This window comes from Candidatus Steffania adelgidicola (genome assembly GCF_020541225.1).
GTDB lineage: Bacteria > Pseudomonadota > Gammaproteobacteria > Enterobacterales > Enterobacteriaceae > Steffania > Steffania adelgidicola.
Genome location: NZ_CP045889.1, coordinates 187,920 through 207,071, shown reverse-complemented (window position 1 = coordinate 207,071; position 19,152 = coordinate 187,920). Strand labels below are relative to the sequence as shown.

Below are 19,152 nucleotides of genomic sequence, written 5' to 3'. Positions count from 1 at the left end.
CCGTAAAGCTACCTAATCTTGTCAATGATTTATAGAGTCTTTTTATCAGTTCAAAAATGTGTAGTAAGATTTTATACCTAATCAAAATTACAAAACATAAATTAAGTATTCAGATACTTAGCACATTGGATACCCAGTATTTAAAACGATTTTTAAAAATTCATATTTCTTATAATTAATAGAGCATTTCACATGCATCATACAATGCAGCTTAAGTCAATTAACTTCGCCAATTTATGACGTAATTAATTAGTTTAAACATATCGGTGATATGCCCTACAAGATTCTAGTAAATTTACAACCGTGAGTATGAAGTCACATATCAAATAGAACCAATAAACAACCTCATTAGATTATAATTTTCCTATAACGTAATAGGCGTTACTTCTATCGTACATACTTCTTTGCATATAAACTTTCGTATTACTTTCCCTTTAACACTGCTTCTTTTATGCTATAAATAATCTCTGAATTCTTTATAATGACGCTACCAGTACCCAAATAGATAACCAGGATAAATTCTTAGTGAGGATTTAAAAAAGTATGTCAAATTTATGTCACTTTTCGTTTCCTAGAGATAACAAAAATCTATCGAGTCGATAGAAATGATCATAATTTAGAAACGGCTTTATAAAATATAAGCATATGCCATTTGAAGAAAATATTTTATAGCCATATATATTACTCCCTCGTTTTTAAATGAGTTATATTTTAGTTCACATATTTTTTCTAAATTACGTATCTATTTTTTAATTTTTCACTTAGATCCCATAGCACTATTCGACACTCATATGTCTTCATAAGTGATTTGATCAAGTTTAGTTAAAACAGATATAGGCTCATTAAATTTTCTACAGAAAATTAGATATTTAAGGTGCTCTATTTTACTCTTATTCATTTCTTTCAGTCACCGTTTTCCTATAAATCAGAGTGCGTCACGCTCGCTAGCGTAATACCATAAAACAGAAAATTTTCATTTCAAGTTTAGAAATATATATAAAAAAAACCTATGACGTTTCTTACATATTCCATTATTAATCATGCCAGATACAAACACTTCATAATCAAAACCATATAAAAATTAAAAATAAATCATATGATAAAAAATAGATAACTTATCTGGTAAAAAAATACCCGTGATATACATATCTAGGAATTTAATCCTACATTTCTTTTTAGATCTTCGTCTCTTAGACTGGTTCATAAAATAATCATCGCCGAGAAATTTTCTCTAAAAAAGAATATTTTAATAATTTATATTATCCATATTCCACAGGATTTAAATTCAATGTAATCATTGAGGAAGAAACTGGTGCTATCTTTCAAGATAGATAGATTATATCCCACTTGAGCATTTCTAACGGTTGTAGATTCATTCCTGAACTCTGCATGCCTCCCAGAAAACTTGGGTTACCGATTCAGCAATCACAAAATAAAAAAATATAAATTGAAAGAAGCGTATAAAAATAAAGTATTTCACAGAAATACATCAATAAACTATACGATCCTTAAGCTAGGTGTAAATATACATATAGACCATCTTTCAAAAATTCTAAAGGCTAGTTACCTAAGCAATACTTGTAGTAAAGAGATCGCTATACTCGATGATTTTCTCTCTTTCTATAGAAAACCAAGAATACAGAAAGCATATAATGCTAATTATAAAGATAATGATTAACATCTCAGATGTTATCTATTGAATATTTATAGTAGAATAAAAAAGCAAAAATATTTTTGGTTGAAAAACGAGTTACCATATACAATATGTACATGATCCTTTATATTAAAGAGTTTCATATAAAAAAGCATGAGAGTACTCTTTTAACCGATAACTCTGTCTGAAAAAACCGAGCATACTCAAGCAATTTTATCGGAGTAATAAGAAAATATTTTGTAAGACTATCATTTGAATAATACTAAATAAGAAAAAATACCGTATCGATATATTTAGCTGTAGAATTAGATATTGCCTCAATCAACTTTGAATAATCAACCACCATTAAAACATATGAAACATTACCACAAGTTTAATCTGCATTATTTAAAAAGATAAGAGACTATAATGCAGGAAATAAGATTATAGAAAAACACCATGCTAGAACACATATATATTATCACACTCGATATCAATGGGTGATTCACTACACTCTTTATCAATATCATTCATGATTAATATTAATAGATAAAAAACATGACGCCTATAAGGTTATCTTTAGACAAGTATGAGCAACAGTTAGCGGAAAAAATACACCATCTTCGTCAAAAAACGCGAGCATTCCAGGCTCCTGATGCACAGATATTCCGCTCAAAGCCTGCACATTATCGCACACGAGCCGAATTCCGCATTTGGCACGATCAGGATGATCTCTATCATCTCATGTTCGATCAGAAGACCAAAAAATTAATTCGCATCGATTATTTTATGGCAGGCAGCATGCTCATTAACGCACTCATGAGCGAACTACTCGACGTCATACGTTTAGAACCTATACTGCGCACTAAACTATTTCAAATAGACTACCTTACAACGCAGAACAATCAGGCACTAATTTCGCTTATTTATCACCGCCCACTATACGATCCCTGGTATAATTACGCTGTGAACCTGCGTAATACGTTACGTGACCGTGGATATAACATTCAACTAATTGGGCGTGCTAAAAAAAGCAAGATCTGCCTTAATTGCGATTATGTCGATGAATATATTCCAATCGCCGGACGCATGCTTATCTACCGACAGATTGAAAATAGCTTTACTCAACCTAATTTTGATATAAATATTCATATGCTTGAATGGGCATTAGCTGCTACAAAAGATGCTAATGGTGATCTATTAGAGCTTTATTGCGGAAATGGCAATTTTTCTCTAGCAATGGCCCATAATTTTAATGGAGTGCTGGCTACTGAAATAGATAAACTATCAGTGCAAGCTGCACAGCATAACATTGCTGCGAATCATGTTAGCAATGTTAAAGTAGTTCGCATGTCTACGGAAGAATTTACTCAGGCAATGCAAGGAGAACGCAAGTTCATTCGTCTAAAAAATATTAATTTACAGCAGTATCGTTTTGAAACAATTTTCGTCAATCCACCACGAAGAGGACTCGACAATAGAACGATAGGTATGGTACAGACATATCCGAGAATCGTGTATATCTCTTGCAATCTTGAATCCCTCTGCCAAAACCTGATCATCTTGTCAAAAACACATACTATCGAGAAACTAGCGTTATTTGATCAATTCCCCTACACACCGCATATAGAATGTGGTGTGTTACTTGTGCGTAAGATGACAGCGGTGTAATCTTCTTAACCACGGACTGCTATTTTATTCAGGGAATAAACCGTTTATTCAATACGTATTTTCAGTCTAATTATATTATTTAAACCCATATAGGGTATGCTATACCCTGAAAGTAGTATAGTGATGCTCCCAATAACTCAAGTTCACTATATTTTAATCTTTTATAGACTAAAAACAATTAACTCACTAATACTACCTATGTCGAAATTAACTTCGATGACTTACACATTAATAAACATTTAAACTCAAACAACGAAAAATGACTTTGTTGAAACAACTTGTAGACCTATTACATCTCTTAACATAGGTTTTACTATGAGATAAGCTCGATCAAGTACAATACTATTACATACCTTTCGATTCACGAAAGCATCTGCATTTATTTCTTCTTGACAGTACTGTTTTTTCTAAAAACAATCTATTAATTTATTGTGATTATCGCTTAGTATTCTATGGATAGTTATGAGGGATACTATCTGAATGTTCTTTAAAACATATTGTTTTCACCTATAGATTTTTTTTGTGGGAATAAGTAAAAACGATAATACAAACTCATGAATACCGACAAAAAGGTAGTCCTACCTCAGGCATCTTTATCAGTGATGGAAAATACTATACAATCCAGATAAAAGTGATTTTAAACACTGCATGCTACAGTTTTAATATATTCTGATTTATTTTATCCTTAATTTATACAGATAGAGAGCAAAATACTCATCGTGACCTACTAAAAAACAAGAAGTCACGATGAGTACTTATACAGAATTTAAAAATAGAAGATGCATTCTAAGAAAATTATCTCGGAGTATTCTACATATAAAATCAAACTATCCCAATACGATAGACAATGTTTTAAATTTAACACAATCGCGTTTTTTTCTCTTTATCAATATTCATGTTATATCTCGACAACTCTGACTTAAAGTAGATCAAACTGATTAGTCAGATTCACTGAAGTCCTAATATTAGGAGTGTGTTTTAGATAACTATAGTTAGTCGTATATCATAACTTAAAAATCAATACGATTTTTCTTATTCCCAAACTTAATTAGAACAAATAAAAATAGATAGCCATTACAACAGAGATACTCATGTTGTGCAATATAAGAAACGTAGCTTATATTTATTTAGTTCAAAACAATAAAAGTCATAAAATATAGTTGGTCCCGATGATTGAATTTTAATAAATATACAAAGATATTCTTTATGGAATAAATAAAATTCTTAATTATTTACTGCATGGTTATGCAAACACAGAGTAAGAATTTTTATACATTTCTTAATAAAAAATAATCTTAGATGTCTAATCGTTAATTCTTATATGAAATGTTATCAGACCAACTCAATCATATGAAAGACAACACACACGCAATACATATCAATCGAGAAAGATTACTGAAAGTTAAATACTCATATCAAGTATCTTACTTATATATCATCCATGTTTTCAAAAAAAATAAATTCAAATAAGATTTTTATATAGAATATTATTGTGCTTTCATTATCTAAATTTCATCTCCAGCTCTCTTTTGATCAATGCCTCCTTCACGAAGAATAAATATGGATGATATTATTAATGTTAACACCATATTTTATATGCGCAGAAATAATATAGATCTTATTTTCTCAGATACTTCATTCTCTATCTGCCCATCAAGATATTACCTTATATTAAAAAAACGTGGAATAAATTATACACATCCATCATAAAAATTCAGGAAATTGGCTATCTTTTCTAAAGATAAATCACCATGAAATTTTACTATCCATAGTACTGTTCAGTATTTCTTGTGGTATACAAGAGACTCAATCACAAGAGTTTATGCCTTATTCGTCACACCACATATAATCAATCAATCGAATTCGAGGTCCCTAAACCACATGATTGCAATAACGATAAGTATCTTTCGATTATGCGAAATACTTCTTTTTCACTCAACCGGAAAAATATAACATGTACTAAGCACATACCATGATATAAATATCATTATAAAGTAATATTATACTAGCCTCGTCAATCATAAAAGGATAACTCATGATAGTGGTTACAGGTGGAGCTGGTTTTATCGGGAGTAATATTGTTAAAGGACTTAATAAAATTGGCTATAAAGACATTATCGTAGTCGATCACCTCAAAAACGGCAGAAAATATACCAACCTAGTCAATTTAAATATTATCGATTATATGGATAAAAGAGATTTCATCGAAAGTATGATTACTAATAAACACCGTAGCAATATTGATGTGATATTCCATGAAGGCGCTTGTTCTTCTCCTGCTGAGTGGGATGGAAAATACATGATGGATAACAACTATCAGTACTCTAAATACCTTCTTCACTCTTGTATCGAACATAGTATTCCTTTTCTTTACGCCTCTTCCGCAGCTACCTACGGTGCGTGTTCAGAAAATTTCTCTGAGGATCAACAATATCAAAAACCATTAAATGTTTACGCGTATTCCAAATTTTTATTCAATCAATATGTACGCACCTTCTTACCGCTAAATCAATCACAAATTTGCGGCTTTCATTATTTTAATGTTTACGGTCCACACGAAGGCCATAAAGGCGAGATGGCAAGCATAGTTTGCCAGATAAATGATCAAATCAATGCTGGTAAAACTCCACAACTATTCCTGGGCAGCGAAAAATTTAAACGTGATTTCATTTATGTCAGCGACATTGTGGCGGTTAATCTCTGGTTCTGGCAAAACAACATCTCTGGCATTTTTAACTGCGGTACTGGGCAGGCAGAATCCTTCCAGGATATAGCATACCTCGTTTTGGATTACCATAAAAAAAATCAACTGGAATACATTCCCTTTCCAAAAGAACTTAGAGAACGCTACCAAACCCATACCCAAGCGGATTTAACGCAATTACGCGCGGCGGGCTATCATCAACAATTTAAAAGCGTTACCGAAGGGGTGCCTGAATATTTACGCTGGCTCAACCATACACCTTGATTTCCTTCAAGGCACTAACGAGAATAGCAATATGAAAATACTGGTAATCGGACCATCTTGGGTCGGTGATATGATGATGTCCCAGAGTCTATATCGCTTGCTGATTCAACGCTATCCTGGCGCACAGATTGATGTAATAGCTCCGCCCTGGTGTCGCCTTTTACTCAGTCGCATGCCAGAAGTTAATCAAGCACTATTGATGCCGTTCGACCACGGCATACTGGCGCTAAAAAAACGATGGCGACTCGGGCAATCACTTCGGTACACTGGCTATCAGCAAGCACTAGTACTTCCTCATTCCTTTAAATCAGCACTCTTGCCGTTTTTTGCTAATATTCCACATCGTATCGGTTGGCGTGGAGAAATGCGATATGGCCTGCTTAACGAGATCCGTATACTAAATGAAAAAGCCTTTCCGCTGATGGTCCACAGATACGCAGCTTTAGCCTTTAATCACAAAACAATACGAAGCGCTGCTGATTTTCCCACTCCATTTCCTTGGCCACGATTAACAATCAACTCCACAGAAGTCAACGAAACTCTAAATGTTTTTTTACTCAAAAGTACCCGCCCTATTATTGGTTTTTGTCATGGCGCAGCATTTGGTCTAAAAAAATGCTGGCCGCATTATCATTATTCTGCGCTTGCCAAGATCCTGATCTCTCGAGGCTATCAGATAGTGCTGTTCGGCTCGGTAAGAGATCAGCCGATAGGCGAAGCCATCAGTGCAGCACTGTTACCAAATGATCGCCGTTACTGCCGAAATTTATCTGGTAAGACCTCATTAGAGCAAGCAGTAATACTTATCGCTGCCTGTCAGGGGATTGTGAGCAACGATTCCGGACTGATGCATGTTGCTAGTGCGCTTGATCGGCCGCTAGTTGTTCTGTACGGAGTTACTAGTCCGTATTTTACTCCTCCACTTACCCATCAGGCCCGGGTGATTCATTTAGTTAGGGGTGACTGTAAAATGCGACAAGTCGCCGCAGAACAAACCTACCATCAGAGCTTAATTGCTATCCAACCTGCTCAGGTGATTAATGAGCTTGAAACTTTATTACCCTCCCTTAAAAAGGAAAACACATGCACGTCCTAATTATAAAAACATCTTCAATGGGTGATATATTACATACGCTACCTGCGTTAACTGATGCTATGCAAATGTTACCAGAAATTTGTTTCGACTGGGTTGTAGAAGAAAATTTTGCTCAGATTCCTGCTTGGCATCCAGCAGTGCGGCAGGTGATTCCAGTGGCAATTCGTCGCTGGAGAAAAAACTGGTTTTGCTCAGTGACACGACAGGAGCGCTATAAATTTAAACGAAAACTACAACAAGAACGCTACCATGCAACTATTGATGCCCAGGGTTTAATAAAAAGCGCCGCACTTATAACTAGGATATCACATGGCGTAAAGCACGGTTTAGATTATAAAAGTGCTCGTGAACCTCTAGCCTGCTGGTTTTACCATCGGCAACACACAGTGTCTAAACAGCAGCACGCCATAGAGCGCATCCGGCAACTTTTCGCCGCCAGCCTTGATTACCAGCTTCCAGTCACACCTGGAGATTACGCTATTGCTAACCAATTTTCACCCCCTCCAGATGCAAAAGGTTATTTAGTTTTTCTACATGCCACCACCCGTTCCAATAAACACTGGCCAGAAGCACATTGGCGTGCGCTGATTAAGCTTGCTGATCATGCCGGATATCGGATTAAGTTACCTTGGGGTGAACAACATGAATATCTGCGCGCGCACCGTTTAGCCGAAGGGTTCAACTTAGCTGAAGTGATGGCGCCATTGATGTTATCGGAGATTGCTACTCAGCTTTCTGGCGTGGCTGCGGTAGTGTCAGTAGACACCGGCCTTAGTCATTTAGCTGCCGCTCTTCACTGTCCTAATATAACATTATACGGCCCTACTGAACCGAACTTGATCGGTAGTTACGGATATCATCAGAAAGCATTGCGGGCAAAAGATAAAAAAATGGAGAGTTTAACAGCGGCATATGTATGGCAGACATTACAACCAATGTTGCCGCCAAAAAAATCATGATAAACATCATAGTATTAATGTTTTTACTACACCTGTTATCACAACTTATTAAACAGATAATAAAGTAACCATCTGCTAGACAAGATAGTTAAAATCGAAATTTATTTTTATTTCCATCTGATTACACTACCTTAACAATATTAGATGCAATTAATAACCGGTTATCAAATATTAACATGTTGACAATAATTAATGAAGTTATCTGAATGCTTGGCACTACGGAAGATGTAGGGGGATAATTAACTATTATCCTTTTATAAAGGATAAATTTTTAAAATGCACTCGGCTCTTCTCAAAAACAGGTTAACTCTCGCTATTTGCTTACAATCCATTTTTTATATTAGCAATAACTTTTACCTATATATATAAGAGATTACCACAAATACTTACCTTAAAGTGATACCTTGAAGTATTTATCTTCATATGAAAACCATAAGAAGAAAAGTCTAATCATTAGAGTAAGAAAGAATTAGTATAGAAAATGAGTGTATTTTTTGACACTATATAATATGAAAAACAGAATTACCTTTACTCAAGGTGGTATATTTTGCGATTTCTTTTAATTATACTAACTTTAGTCTACCTTTGATGATGCTATAAAAAAGCACTGCCTAAAACATCAGAAATAGATGACAACCCAATCGAGTATAATAATACTCCTTTGTATAAGAGGAGTATATTGATACTATAAAACTTATACTTAATTTTTGTCGAAATATAAAGACAAAGATAAAGTATAAGTAAAGGACTTGGTTTTCAGTCTATTCAATAGACAAGTTACTAGTTATATCAGTTTTATCTTTTTTCTAGTGTCACCCTAACAGCACTCTAAATGCTATTATAAAAACTCAGAGTGCTAAAGTATAAGTAACTAAATAAGTATAAGTAACCAAATATTTTGTTAACCAACAAACATTAAATAAAAAATATATTTTCCACTTGCAAGACACAATTAAGCTCGGTATTATCTATATCCTATACGAAATAGGCGGTTAAAAGAGAAAAAGCGTTCTTAGCTCAGTTGGTTAGAGCACCACCTTGACATGGTGGGGGTCAATGGTTCGAATCCATTAGAACGCATCAATTTAATTTAATGTATATACATTAACAGCATACAATTTTACGTGCTCTTTCATAATTTCATCCTGTATTGTTCCATTTTAACAAAAAGTTTTTTAAACAAATCCTTATAAAGTTAATATACGTAGCATTACAAATAATACGGTAGCGAAAAAATGATAAATCTAAACGCAAAATATACCTGCATTCTTATCAAGAAGACAAATAGATGTTCTTATGTAAATAAGAACATCATTTCTAAGTCTCGTAACACGCACAGATGAATTACAACTTTAATAGTAAGAAAAGATTTTCATACTAACTAAGGCGAGAGCGATATAAATTTAACAAGTCATCCTACCTTACAGACAGGGGAAATGTTCAATACGGTATCATTAATATGCAATCTCTGTTACGTATTAATTTATATATTCGCTTTACCTTCCTTATTTTCATCACTAAAACCATAAAATAAAAACATATTTTTTCGACATAGATACTCTTGACTCAATCTATATTCAGGCAATAAAAATCATAGTGTTTAGTGGATATAATTACTAAATAGCGCACACAACTGTCATCACTTCGTTCCAGAATATTTTCTTCACTGAAGAGGCCATGTATATACTTATCAACCGTGCATATAGATATATACCATCTTCACGATCACTTTTAGGCCAGTTGATTACTCTCTTATTACCAGCTATGTTTTTACTGCTATTATGAGTCATAAAGTTATAATCTATCCATAATACTGAAAGCGTGCTTTAAACATAATTAAAACATTAACTAATTATGCATCTGTATATCCGAGTTACCCTTCAATAGCACACTATATCGCTTGAGTGTATATTAGACTAGATGATAAAGAGTTTACTCCTTAATACCATTCCGGTTAAATCCGTTCCCTTACAGGACAATAGGGCTCCCATTTTCAAACTGCATGGGACCAATTGTTATGAGTTTCTGTTTTACCTTATTTCTATGTATTTATTACCGTTTGAGGTGTACTATTTTTACCCGAGTAGCCAATTTCCTCCGTAAGGTGCTCAATCGTGAAAGTGGGGAAACAGCACCAGAGGATAGACGCCCCTTGACGATTATCCTAAGAAACCACCATTCCATCTCTCGTAAAGAGATTAGTGATAATGCTTTAAAGGTACTTGACCGCCTTAATAAGGCTGGATATGAAGCTTATTTAGTTGGCGGTGGCGTTCGCGATCTTCTTTTGGGTAAGAAACCCAAGGACTTCGATATCAGCACCAGCGCTACACCCGATCAGATGCGAAAACTATTTCGTAATTGCCGACTAGTTGGTCGCCGTTTCCGACTAGCCCACGTCATATTTGGAGGCGAAGTTATTGAAGTTGCGACATTCCGCGGCCATCATACAATCCAGAACCCACAGGAAAACATGAAGAGCGCCGCTCGTCTCGGCCAGAATGGTATTCTACTTCGCGACAATATCTTCGGGTCTATTGAAGAAGATGCTCAACGGCGAGACTTCTCTGTGAATAGCCTTTATTACAGCGTATCTGATTTCACCTTGCGCGACTATACCGGTGGATTAATAGACCTAAAGAAAGGTAATATCCGTCTGATTGGTGACCCAGAAACCCGTTATAGGGAAGATCCGGTACGAATGCTGCGCGCGATACGCTTTGCAGCTAAGCTGAAGATGACCATCACACAAGAAACCGCCGAACCGATTCCTCGATTGGCAGCGCTATTATACGACATTCCTTCAACTCGTTTGTTTGAAGAGGCACTCAAACTGCTTCAATCTGGATATGGTGAAGCCAGTTATCATCTCTTATGTCAATATCAACTATTCCAACCACTCTTCACGCTTATCAGCCGTAACTTTACTAAACATGCTGACAGTCATATGGAAAAAATGGTGCTCCGAGTACTGGGAAACACCGATCAACGTTTTCGTAACAATATGCGAGTTAATCCCGCCTTCTTATTCGCTGCCATGCTTTGGTATCCGCTATTAGCGCATGCAAACATACTTACCCAAGAAAATCATTTATCTTATTTAAATAATTTTTCACTAGCAATGAATGATGTTCTTGGAGAACAATGTCGCACTCTAGCCATCCCTAAACGCTTAACCACGCTGATGCGTGATATCTGGCAACTTCAACTTCATCTATCTCGTAGAGAAGGCAGTCGAGCCTATAAGATGATGGAACATCCTAAATTTCGTGCTGCCTATGATTTACTCATACTTCGCGCTGAAGTGGAAAACAATGAAGAACTACAGATTCTTAGTAGCTGGTGGGGGGAGTTTCAGGTCGCTGAAGTCCCCCGACAAAAAAACATGCTTACCTTATTACTGAATAAGGAAGGCTATTTATCTCCATACGACCATCGTCCACTATCTAATCATGATTGTATCTGATGCATCGTGTCTGATTGGACTGCGCCCCTAGGTACTAACTTAGGTGAAGTATTATAGTCTTCAGCACCACACCTACGCAACGCCATCCACACGCTAGCAAGCAAATCTACCACACAGAGCTTATCCCATTCTCGTCTTATTTAAGACAGTCGCCAGTTAGTTTAGATAAGACCAACCAGCTTTTTTTGAACTCCGTTAAACCTTGCTGTTATTCTGGAATAATCTAGCAGCTCATATCCAGGAGATCGAACCAAAGCGTAGGTAAATCTCATCAGAAAATCCGATAGGGAGAAAAAACCTAGTTCTGGAAAACTTACACCCTTCATAATCGAAAATTCATGCTTTATCCTTTTGCTAAAATTGGCACAGCACTCGAGTTAACACTTCCCCAAAAATCACTCGTTAACTGGCATCTACACTAAGTTCTGCGTTATGACCTTACAGCCCAGTAAATCTGTATACTTTAATCCATGAAGGGTTTATATTCTAAACTCTTTTAAAGACTGTATTTCCCGATTTGCTTATGCTATAGAGAGTACCCTGCGTTCTGCTTCATCATCAGCAGATGTTACCTTAAAACAAGAACCTTTAGTCCATACACATACGTAACTTACCACCACAAGAGATCAAGTTAGTATCTAATCAATATACTGTCATATATATTGCTGCATAGGAACACCTATGATTATTAAGCTTTTTTATTGAACTTCGGCCAATAAAAAAGTTAAAAACGACTATTATTATCCCCATTACTTTCGTATCAAAACTCAAATTAATACTATCCCGATACCATAAACTTATCAAGTTAGATATTCCACACCTAACACAGCTAGTTTTCTGCAGTTATATATAGAATTTGTCGAGGATGCTTTACCGGGTTACACCCAGATAACAGGATGCATAGCATTTACATTCTTAACACAAAAGATTAAATTTTTTCCGTTTTATTTCTCCTAACTTCTCCGTTTTTATCTTCATAAAACGCGATCCACGTATGAGTAAAAAGTGGCATAAGTTTTTTGCATTAACGTATAACCGACAAAAATCATTAATCAATTAAAAAAGATACCACTAGTTTTTTTAGAAACTAGCACTCTGATTCCCAAAAATAAACAAATAACCATTTCTAAATGATTATGAAACCGATCTTTATTGTCAACATCATCTTTCTCTTGTGACTCTGAGCGTAATAACAATCATCAGCTGGCTCTAAAAACCAATCATGATGATATCATGCGCTCGCTTACCATTTTTACTCAACATGTTACTGTAAATAAAATACAGAAGTAAACTTGAAGAGCATTTTATAGAATAAAATTCTAATAATCTAAAAATGCGGTAGTATACCAGTATTTATGATGTGGATGGCTACATTGACAATATTCCGGAATAGGGCTAGTAGTGCTTCTATATCATAACTCATAATTTTTATCATCCCTGTATGACTTTCATTACTATTAAAATTAAAATTGCGATTGAGGATCTACACAGTCTGTATAATCTATAAACCGATTAAACCCATCATGAGTTTAGTGTTTATAGTAATCCTGATGACCGCTCCCATTGTATACGTACAACTAGTCAAAAGATAAATCGGAAAATCACTATTAGCAATAATCTTATTGTAAAGATTTTTAACTATATTTGAGGTAGATGACATCTATTTCTTAAAAACCTTATTCTCACCACCCAAGTACATGTTGAAAAACAACAAAATAAGATTTAACTTAACTATTCGCTAAGTTAACCTTTCATCCCTTCATTTCTAATAGAAACTTTAAATAATCATATTTATCACCTTGGATTTCAATCATACCGTCTTTTACCGAACCACCGCTAGCATATTTTTCAGCTCAATATCAAGTGTCTTCAACGCAAATGGATTCTCATTTAAACTAATAATTAAGTATACACTCTTACCTTGTCTACCCTGAATCTAAGGCCGAAATATACAATATTGCCTCATACTGACTGATCTTCAAGCGCACCAATCCGCCCTATTATCTCTTGCATATACCAATCGACGTGAATCAGACATGTTTTTTTTCAATAGGTAATGTGTTTAAGATAGCAGACAGTGCGGCGCCAGGATCATCTGCTTGAGTAATAGGGCGCCCGATTACCATATAATCTACACCAACCTGCTTCGCCTCCAATGGCGTCATAACTCTACACTGATCTCCTGCATTGCTACCCTCGGGTCTGATTCCCGGTGTCACCACTTTAAACACTGCACCACAGTTTATTTTTAGTCGTGTTGCTTCCCAGGTGGAACACACTACACCATTCAAGCCACATTTTTTTGCGAGTATCGCTAGACGGATGGTATGATCTTCCACAGTGCCGGAGAAACCTATCCCCCGCAGATCCTGTTCATTCATGCTAGTCAACACCGTGACAGCGATAAGGATAGGAGCATTATTTCCAAACGGTATTAGCGCCTCTCTTGCCGAGGCCATCATACGTTCACCACCGCTAGCATGTACATTGACCATCCATACACCTAACTCCGCTGCCACACTAACCGCTTTAGCCACCGTATTAGGGATATCGTGGAATTTTAGATCTAGGAAAATATCAAAACCACGCTTTTGTAAAACCTGCACCAGCGTTAATCCTGAATGGGTAAACATTTCGCTACCAATTTTTAGTCGGCACTGCTGCGGACTCACCCTATCAGCAAACGCTAACGCCTGGTGCACATCATGATAATCCAACGCCACGATTACTGGCGAGTAAACATGTTGTTGAGCTAACATGGAAGATATTTTCGTAGATGTCATTACATATCTCTGGTTAACAACCATAAACTTTAAATATATTACTATATTAGCATTCTACTACCTCTCACTTTAAAAACTCAATGTCGCATTGCTGATATAAATAAGAAACCAGATCATAGCAACATTGTCTAATATGAGTTAATAAGTTGATTTTAAAGAAAAGCCATCTTTTAACAGATAAAACTAAGCATTCAGTCTTTGAAAAAGACAAAACTATTTTTAATTAACATAAATTCCGTATCATATTGATTTTCATCTGCAATTAAACCTCTTGATTAGCTCTATTTATACCAAGATACTTAGCAAAAGATAAAGTCGAGGGTAAAATACCATCATGCTTCTATAAATAGGGAATGCACTGCTCACCAGTGAAGTTTATACTTCAAACCATTTAAAAAATCACACACACTTAGACTAGCTTCTAAAACTCTTGAACTCACTCCCCACAAAATAATCAAAACATTATAATAAGGCAGCATAGCGTCAAAACTTATGCCGATTTATTTTCCATATCAATACCTTGATAACCATTTATTTTTATATCAACAGCACCAAGAGAATATTTCTTGTTAAATTAATTTATCTAAAAAAACGGAAAGATGTTTAAAGATTGCGCAAATCAGCAGAGGAAAAGATCAATGAAATCTGACTATTGAAAAACTTGCTTTACTAACTGACTACGAGAGAAAATGAGATCGGTGTTTTCTCATAAATGTATTTTTAAAACACACAAAAAAAATCAATTACCCCAAATTAGGGGACGAATTTATTTAACCATAAAAAAGAATATCATGGATAAAGAAGCCGCTTCTGAAACCGAGAGTGACTATAAAGCAGATAAACAATAGTCTAAGATAAGTTTTCAACAACACTCTAAGCAAATACTTACACTCATTATCGCATCAGTGAAAAACTTCTCTCATAGCTTGATATAAAGAAACATAACAACACTGCTATAATATCTGAAAACTATATAAGACAATCCTCATGTATTTATATGAAAATAATTATGTTTTATAATTCCTTATTGAATTTCATAATTATTAATTAGCTACAAACATAGCCAGAAGATAGAACGAGATAATCGGAATACTTATATCCATAAGTAAGATTTATCTTCAAAATCATATTACCTAAAACACGATAAAATCAGATCATGATTTTTTTTCGAAAATCAAATCCCAAATAGTATGACCTAATCGTTGACCGCGACGTTCAAACTTAGTTAAAGGGCGACTTCCTGGACGTAGGATATAGTCACCTGATGAAGAAAGATTACGGAAAGAATCAGTTTTAGACATCACCATTACCATATGTTCAGCGTATGGTTGCCAATCAGTTGCCATATGAAACACTCCGTGTTTAGAGAGTTTTTGGGCGACTAATTTAACAAATGGCACTTGTACAATACGGCGTTTATTATGTCGCGCTTTCTGCCAAGGATCAGGAAAAAACAGCTGCACCCGCGCTAAAGAATTATCCGGGATCATGTGCTCGAGAACTTCCACCGCATCGTGACATATCACGCGTATATTACTCAGGTTCACTTCTCGGGCACTAGCGAGACAGGCACCAATGCCTGCTAGGTAAACTTCGACACCGAGAAAATCTTGCTCAGACTCCGCTTGAGCCATGACCACTAGAGATTCCCCCATCCCAAATCCAATTTCTAGCGTCACCCTTGCTGTTCGGGAAAATAGAATATTAAAATCTAGAAATTTTACCTGATAGTCTACTCCCATCACCGCCCAAAGCGTATCAAGCGCCTGCCTTTGCTTCTTGGTCACCCGACCATCTCGTCGGACAAAACTGCAAATTCGCCGAAGCGCACAACCCTGATGATTAAATGTAGGGAAAATGATGTTTTTACTCATTACACTTCACAATATGAAATGGTTGCTTAGTATTTATTATACAATAATAAAACCAATGAATCTTCATAGAACAGAGGTAAATTCTTATTTACAGTCTATCTGCACTATGCTCAAATCATACATTATTATTAATAACGTGAATTTTGGTCTATCTAGACGATACTTTCTCCATGACGGAAACACTGCTATTCGCACAACTCGTTCTAACCTGGTACCAGCAAGTCGGGCGAAAAACACTACCTTGGCAACTAGAGAAAACGCCATATACAATCTGGTTATCGGAAATCATGTTGCAGCAAACACAAGTGATCACAGTTATCCCTTATTTTCAACGCTTTATAACTGAATTTCCTGATGTCTTCCAGTTAGCAGCAGCTTCTCTAAATGAAGTTTTGCATTTGTGGACAGGCTTAGGGTACTACGCTCGCGCACGCAATCTTCATAAAACAGCTCAGCTTATCGTGAAACAATATCATGGTGAATTTCCTTCAAACTTTGATTCTATTATCGCCCTGCCTGGCATTGGCCGATCTACCGCTGGCGCAATCTTGTCTCTCGCTTTTCATAAGCACTATCCGATTCTTGACGGTAATGTAAAACGGGTCCTCTCCCGATACTATGGAATTTCTGGATGGCCTGGTAAAAAAAAGGTAGAAAACCATCTGTGGCAACTTACTGAAAATCTCACTCCGGCTAAAAAAGTGGCCCAATTTAACCAAGGCATGATGGATTTAGGTGCGATGGTCTGTATCCGCTCTCGACCGAAATGCATACACTGCCCATTAAAAAAGGGTTGTCAGGCCTATCTAACTAATAATTGGACAAAATATCCTGGTAAAAAAACCAAAAAGATCTTGCCAAAAAAAACCACCTGGTTTTTGCTTCTGCAACACAAGAACCACGTGTGGCTTGAACAACGCCCTGCACTGGGTGTGTGGGGTGGTCTGTTCTGTTTTCCCCAGTTTTCGGCTCTGGAATCATTAGCTATCTGGCTCAATCAACATGGTTTTCCATATGACCAATTCCAACAACTGAGTTGTATACATCATACTTTTAGTCATTTCTATTTAGACATTATACCAATCTGGCAGAAGGTGCGTAGCATTCAATGCTCCATGGATGAAGGTACCGGACTCTGGTATAACTTAACTACACCGTCGCTGATCGGACTGGCAACACCGGTGAGGCGATTGCTGTTTCAGCTTCACTAGCTTCAATATACTACCTTATCTCTAATAACTGATAAAAAGAGGAAAAAATATGGCTAGAATAATTTATTGTGTCTTTTTGAAGCGAGAAGAAAAAGGACAGGATTTTGAGTTTTATCCAGGAGAACTGGGGAAGCGTATTTATGAAAATATTTCTCAAGCAGCATGGACGCAGTGGAAAATAAAACAAACGATGCTTATTAACGAAAAGAAACTTTGTTTGATCAAGGCTAAAGATCGTAAAACATTGGAAAAAGAAATGATAAATTTTCTATTTAAGGATCAGGATGTACATCTGGAGGGGCATACCCCATCAAGTGCATAACTTCTTTCCATAGCGGGATAAGTTCTTAAGACTTCCAGTCTTGATACGGCTCATCACATGAAAAAACTATTGTTTTTATTAATTATTTCCTCATTATTGATGTCATGTTCTAGTATAAAAAATAGAGTGAAAAACAAAACGAAAATCAAAGACACTAACGGTTTTGATGTCTTGATAAATCAATTTTCTTATAATATTGAAAATCTCTGGGGGCCAAATGAAAGTGCAATTACTAGACCCAAAGACCATATTACATATAGTGATCAATATAAAACTCGAAGTGACCTAAACATGGATACCGGTACCATCACGATTGAAACAATTGCCGATGACAATCCGAGAGAGCATTTACGCCAATCGCTTATTCACACCATGTTAATGGATATGGATCCCAGCATAATCGATCTTGATTTAGATACAGGTAACGTTCAGGTCAACAAAAAAATATTTCTTCATGAAAATCAAATTCTTGATGATAAAGGGGAACCTATTCGATGGAAGTGGCATGCCAGTCATTTTGCCGATTATCTTCTGAATACCTGTTTACAGAAACGCACAAATGGCTCTAGAAAAATTTTTTTTATTACCATTCAGCTAGTACCGAAACATATGGAAAAACGTGCTTATAAATATCTCAGTATAATACGTAGAGCCTCAAAACACTATGGTGTTGATCAGTCACTAATTCTCGCGATTATACAAACAGAGTCAAATTTTAACCCCTATGCGGTAAGCCACGCAGATGCACTAGGTTTGATGCAGGTAGTACGAAAAACCGCAGGACGTGATGTATTTAAAATGAAAGGAAAGTGGGGTCAGCCTAACCGTAGGGACTTATTAGATCCAGAAAACAACATTGATATTGGTACTGCCTATTTAAGCATGTTACAAAATAGCTACTTAGGTGGTATTGCTAATCCCGTATCACGGCGCTACGCGGTGATTACCGCCTATAACGGAGGCGCCGGTAGTGTGCTAAGAATCTTCGCACGCGAGCAAAATCAAGCCTTCCACATAATTAACGCCATGCGTCCAAACGAAGTATATAAAATATTATCCACGCAACATCCTTCAATTGAAGCACGACACTATTTATATAAAGTGACTCATTTTCAAAAAAATACAGATATTAATGGTATCGACAAGCCCTGAATCTATCGCTATAGAAG

10 protein-coding genes and 1 tRNA gene are annotated in these 19,152 nt (G+C 35.9%); 9 read left to right on the top strand and 2 right to left on the bottom strand.

The window, feature by feature from the left end:
• Positions 1-2,191 precede the first annotated feature (2,191 nt).
• The 6 genes from trmA (at position 2,192) to pcnB (ending at position 11,793) form a co-directional block, all read left to right on the top strand.
• Positions 2,192-3,304 (top strand): tRNA (uridine(54)-C5)-methyltransferase TrmA, encoded by a 1,113-nt coding sequence (gene trmA, locus GFK82_RS00510; protein ID WP_226810997.1) that lies wholly within the window; start codon positions 2,192-2,194, stop codon positions 3,302-3,304.
• A 2,035-nt stretch (positions 3,305-5,339) separates the two neighbouring features.
• On the top strand, positions 5,340-6,272 hold the full coding sequence (gene rfaD, locus GFK82_RS00505) for an ADP-glyceromanno-heptose 6-epimerase (protein ID WP_226810996.1): 933 nt from the start codon (positions 5,340-5,342) through the stop codon (positions 6,270-6,272).
• Between the two features lie 31 nt (positions 6,273-6,303).
• On the top strand, positions 6,304-7,368 hold the full coding sequence (gene waaF / locus GFK82_RS00500; protein WP_226810995.1) for a lipopolysaccharide heptosyltransferase II: 1,065 nt from the start codon (positions 6,304-6,306) through the stop codon (positions 7,366-7,368).
• The gene (gene rfaC / locus GFK82_RS00495; RefSeq protein WP_226810994.1) at positions 7,356-8,327 is read left to right on the top strand and encodes a lipopolysaccharide heptosyltransferase RfaC; all 972 of its coding nucleotides are present in this window, start codon (positions 7,356-7,358) and stop codon (positions 8,325-8,327) included. Before waaF ends, rfaC begins: the two co-directional genes overlap by 13 nt.
• A gap of 1,006 nt (positions 8,328-9,333) precedes the next feature.
• A tRNA-Val gene (locus GFK82_RS00490) sits at positions 9,334-9,407 on the top strand.
• A gap of 991 nt (positions 9,408-10,398) precedes the next feature.
• The gene (gene pcnB, locus GFK82_RS00485; RefSeq protein ID WP_226811315.1) at positions 10,399-11,793 is read left to right on the top strand and encodes a polynucleotide adenylyltransferase PcnB; all 1,395 of its coding nucleotides are present in this window, start codon (positions 10,399-10,401) and stop codon (positions 11,791-11,793) included.
• Positions 11,794-13,823: 2,030 nt separating this feature from the next.
• On the opposite strand, the gene pyrF is transcribed toward pcnB, so the two are convergent.
• Together pyrF and trmB are read right to left on the bottom strand one after the other, a co-directional pair.
• The gene (pyrF, locus tag GFK82_RS00480; protein WP_226810993.1) at positions 13,824-14,576 is read right to left on the bottom strand and encodes an orotidine-5'-phosphate decarboxylase; all 753 of its coding nucleotides are present in this window, start codon (positions 14,574-14,576) and stop codon (positions 13,824-13,826) included.
• A 1,154-nt stretch (positions 14,577-15,730) separates the two neighbouring features.
• Positions 15,731-16,450 (bottom strand): tRNA (guanosine(46)-N7)-methyltransferase TrmB, encoded by a 720-nt coding sequence (gene trmB, locus GFK82_RS00475; RefSeq protein ID WP_226810992.1) that lies wholly within the window; start codon positions 16,448-16,450, stop codon positions 15,731-15,733.
• 170 nt (positions 16,451-16,620) lie between these two features.
• On the opposite strand from trmB, the gene mutY reads away from it, so the two are divergent.
• Genes mutY through mltC form a run of 3 tightly spaced genes read left to right on the top strand, consistent with a single transcriptional unit; the run spans position 16,621 to position 19,135 of the window.
• Positions 16,621-17,661 (top strand): A/G-specific adenine glycosylase, encoded by a 1,041-nt coding sequence (mutY, locus tag GFK82_RS00470; protein ID WP_226810991.1) that lies wholly within the window; start codon positions 16,621-16,623, stop codon positions 17,659-17,661.
• Positions 17,662-17,710: 49 nt separating this feature from the next.
• Complete coding sequence (locus GFK82_RS00465) at positions 17,711-17,983, top strand: oxidative damage protection protein (RefSeq protein WP_226810990.1); 273 nt, start codon at positions 17,711-17,713, stop codon at positions 17,981-17,983.
• 57 nt (positions 17,984-18,040) lie between these two features.
• Positions 18,041-19,135, top strand: coding sequence for a membrane-bound lytic murein transglycosylase MltC (mltC, locus tag GFK82_RS00460; RefSeq protein WP_226810989.1), 1,095 nt, complete (start codon positions 18,041-18,043; stop codon positions 19,133-19,135).
• Positions 19,136-19,152: the final 17 nt, after the last annotated feature.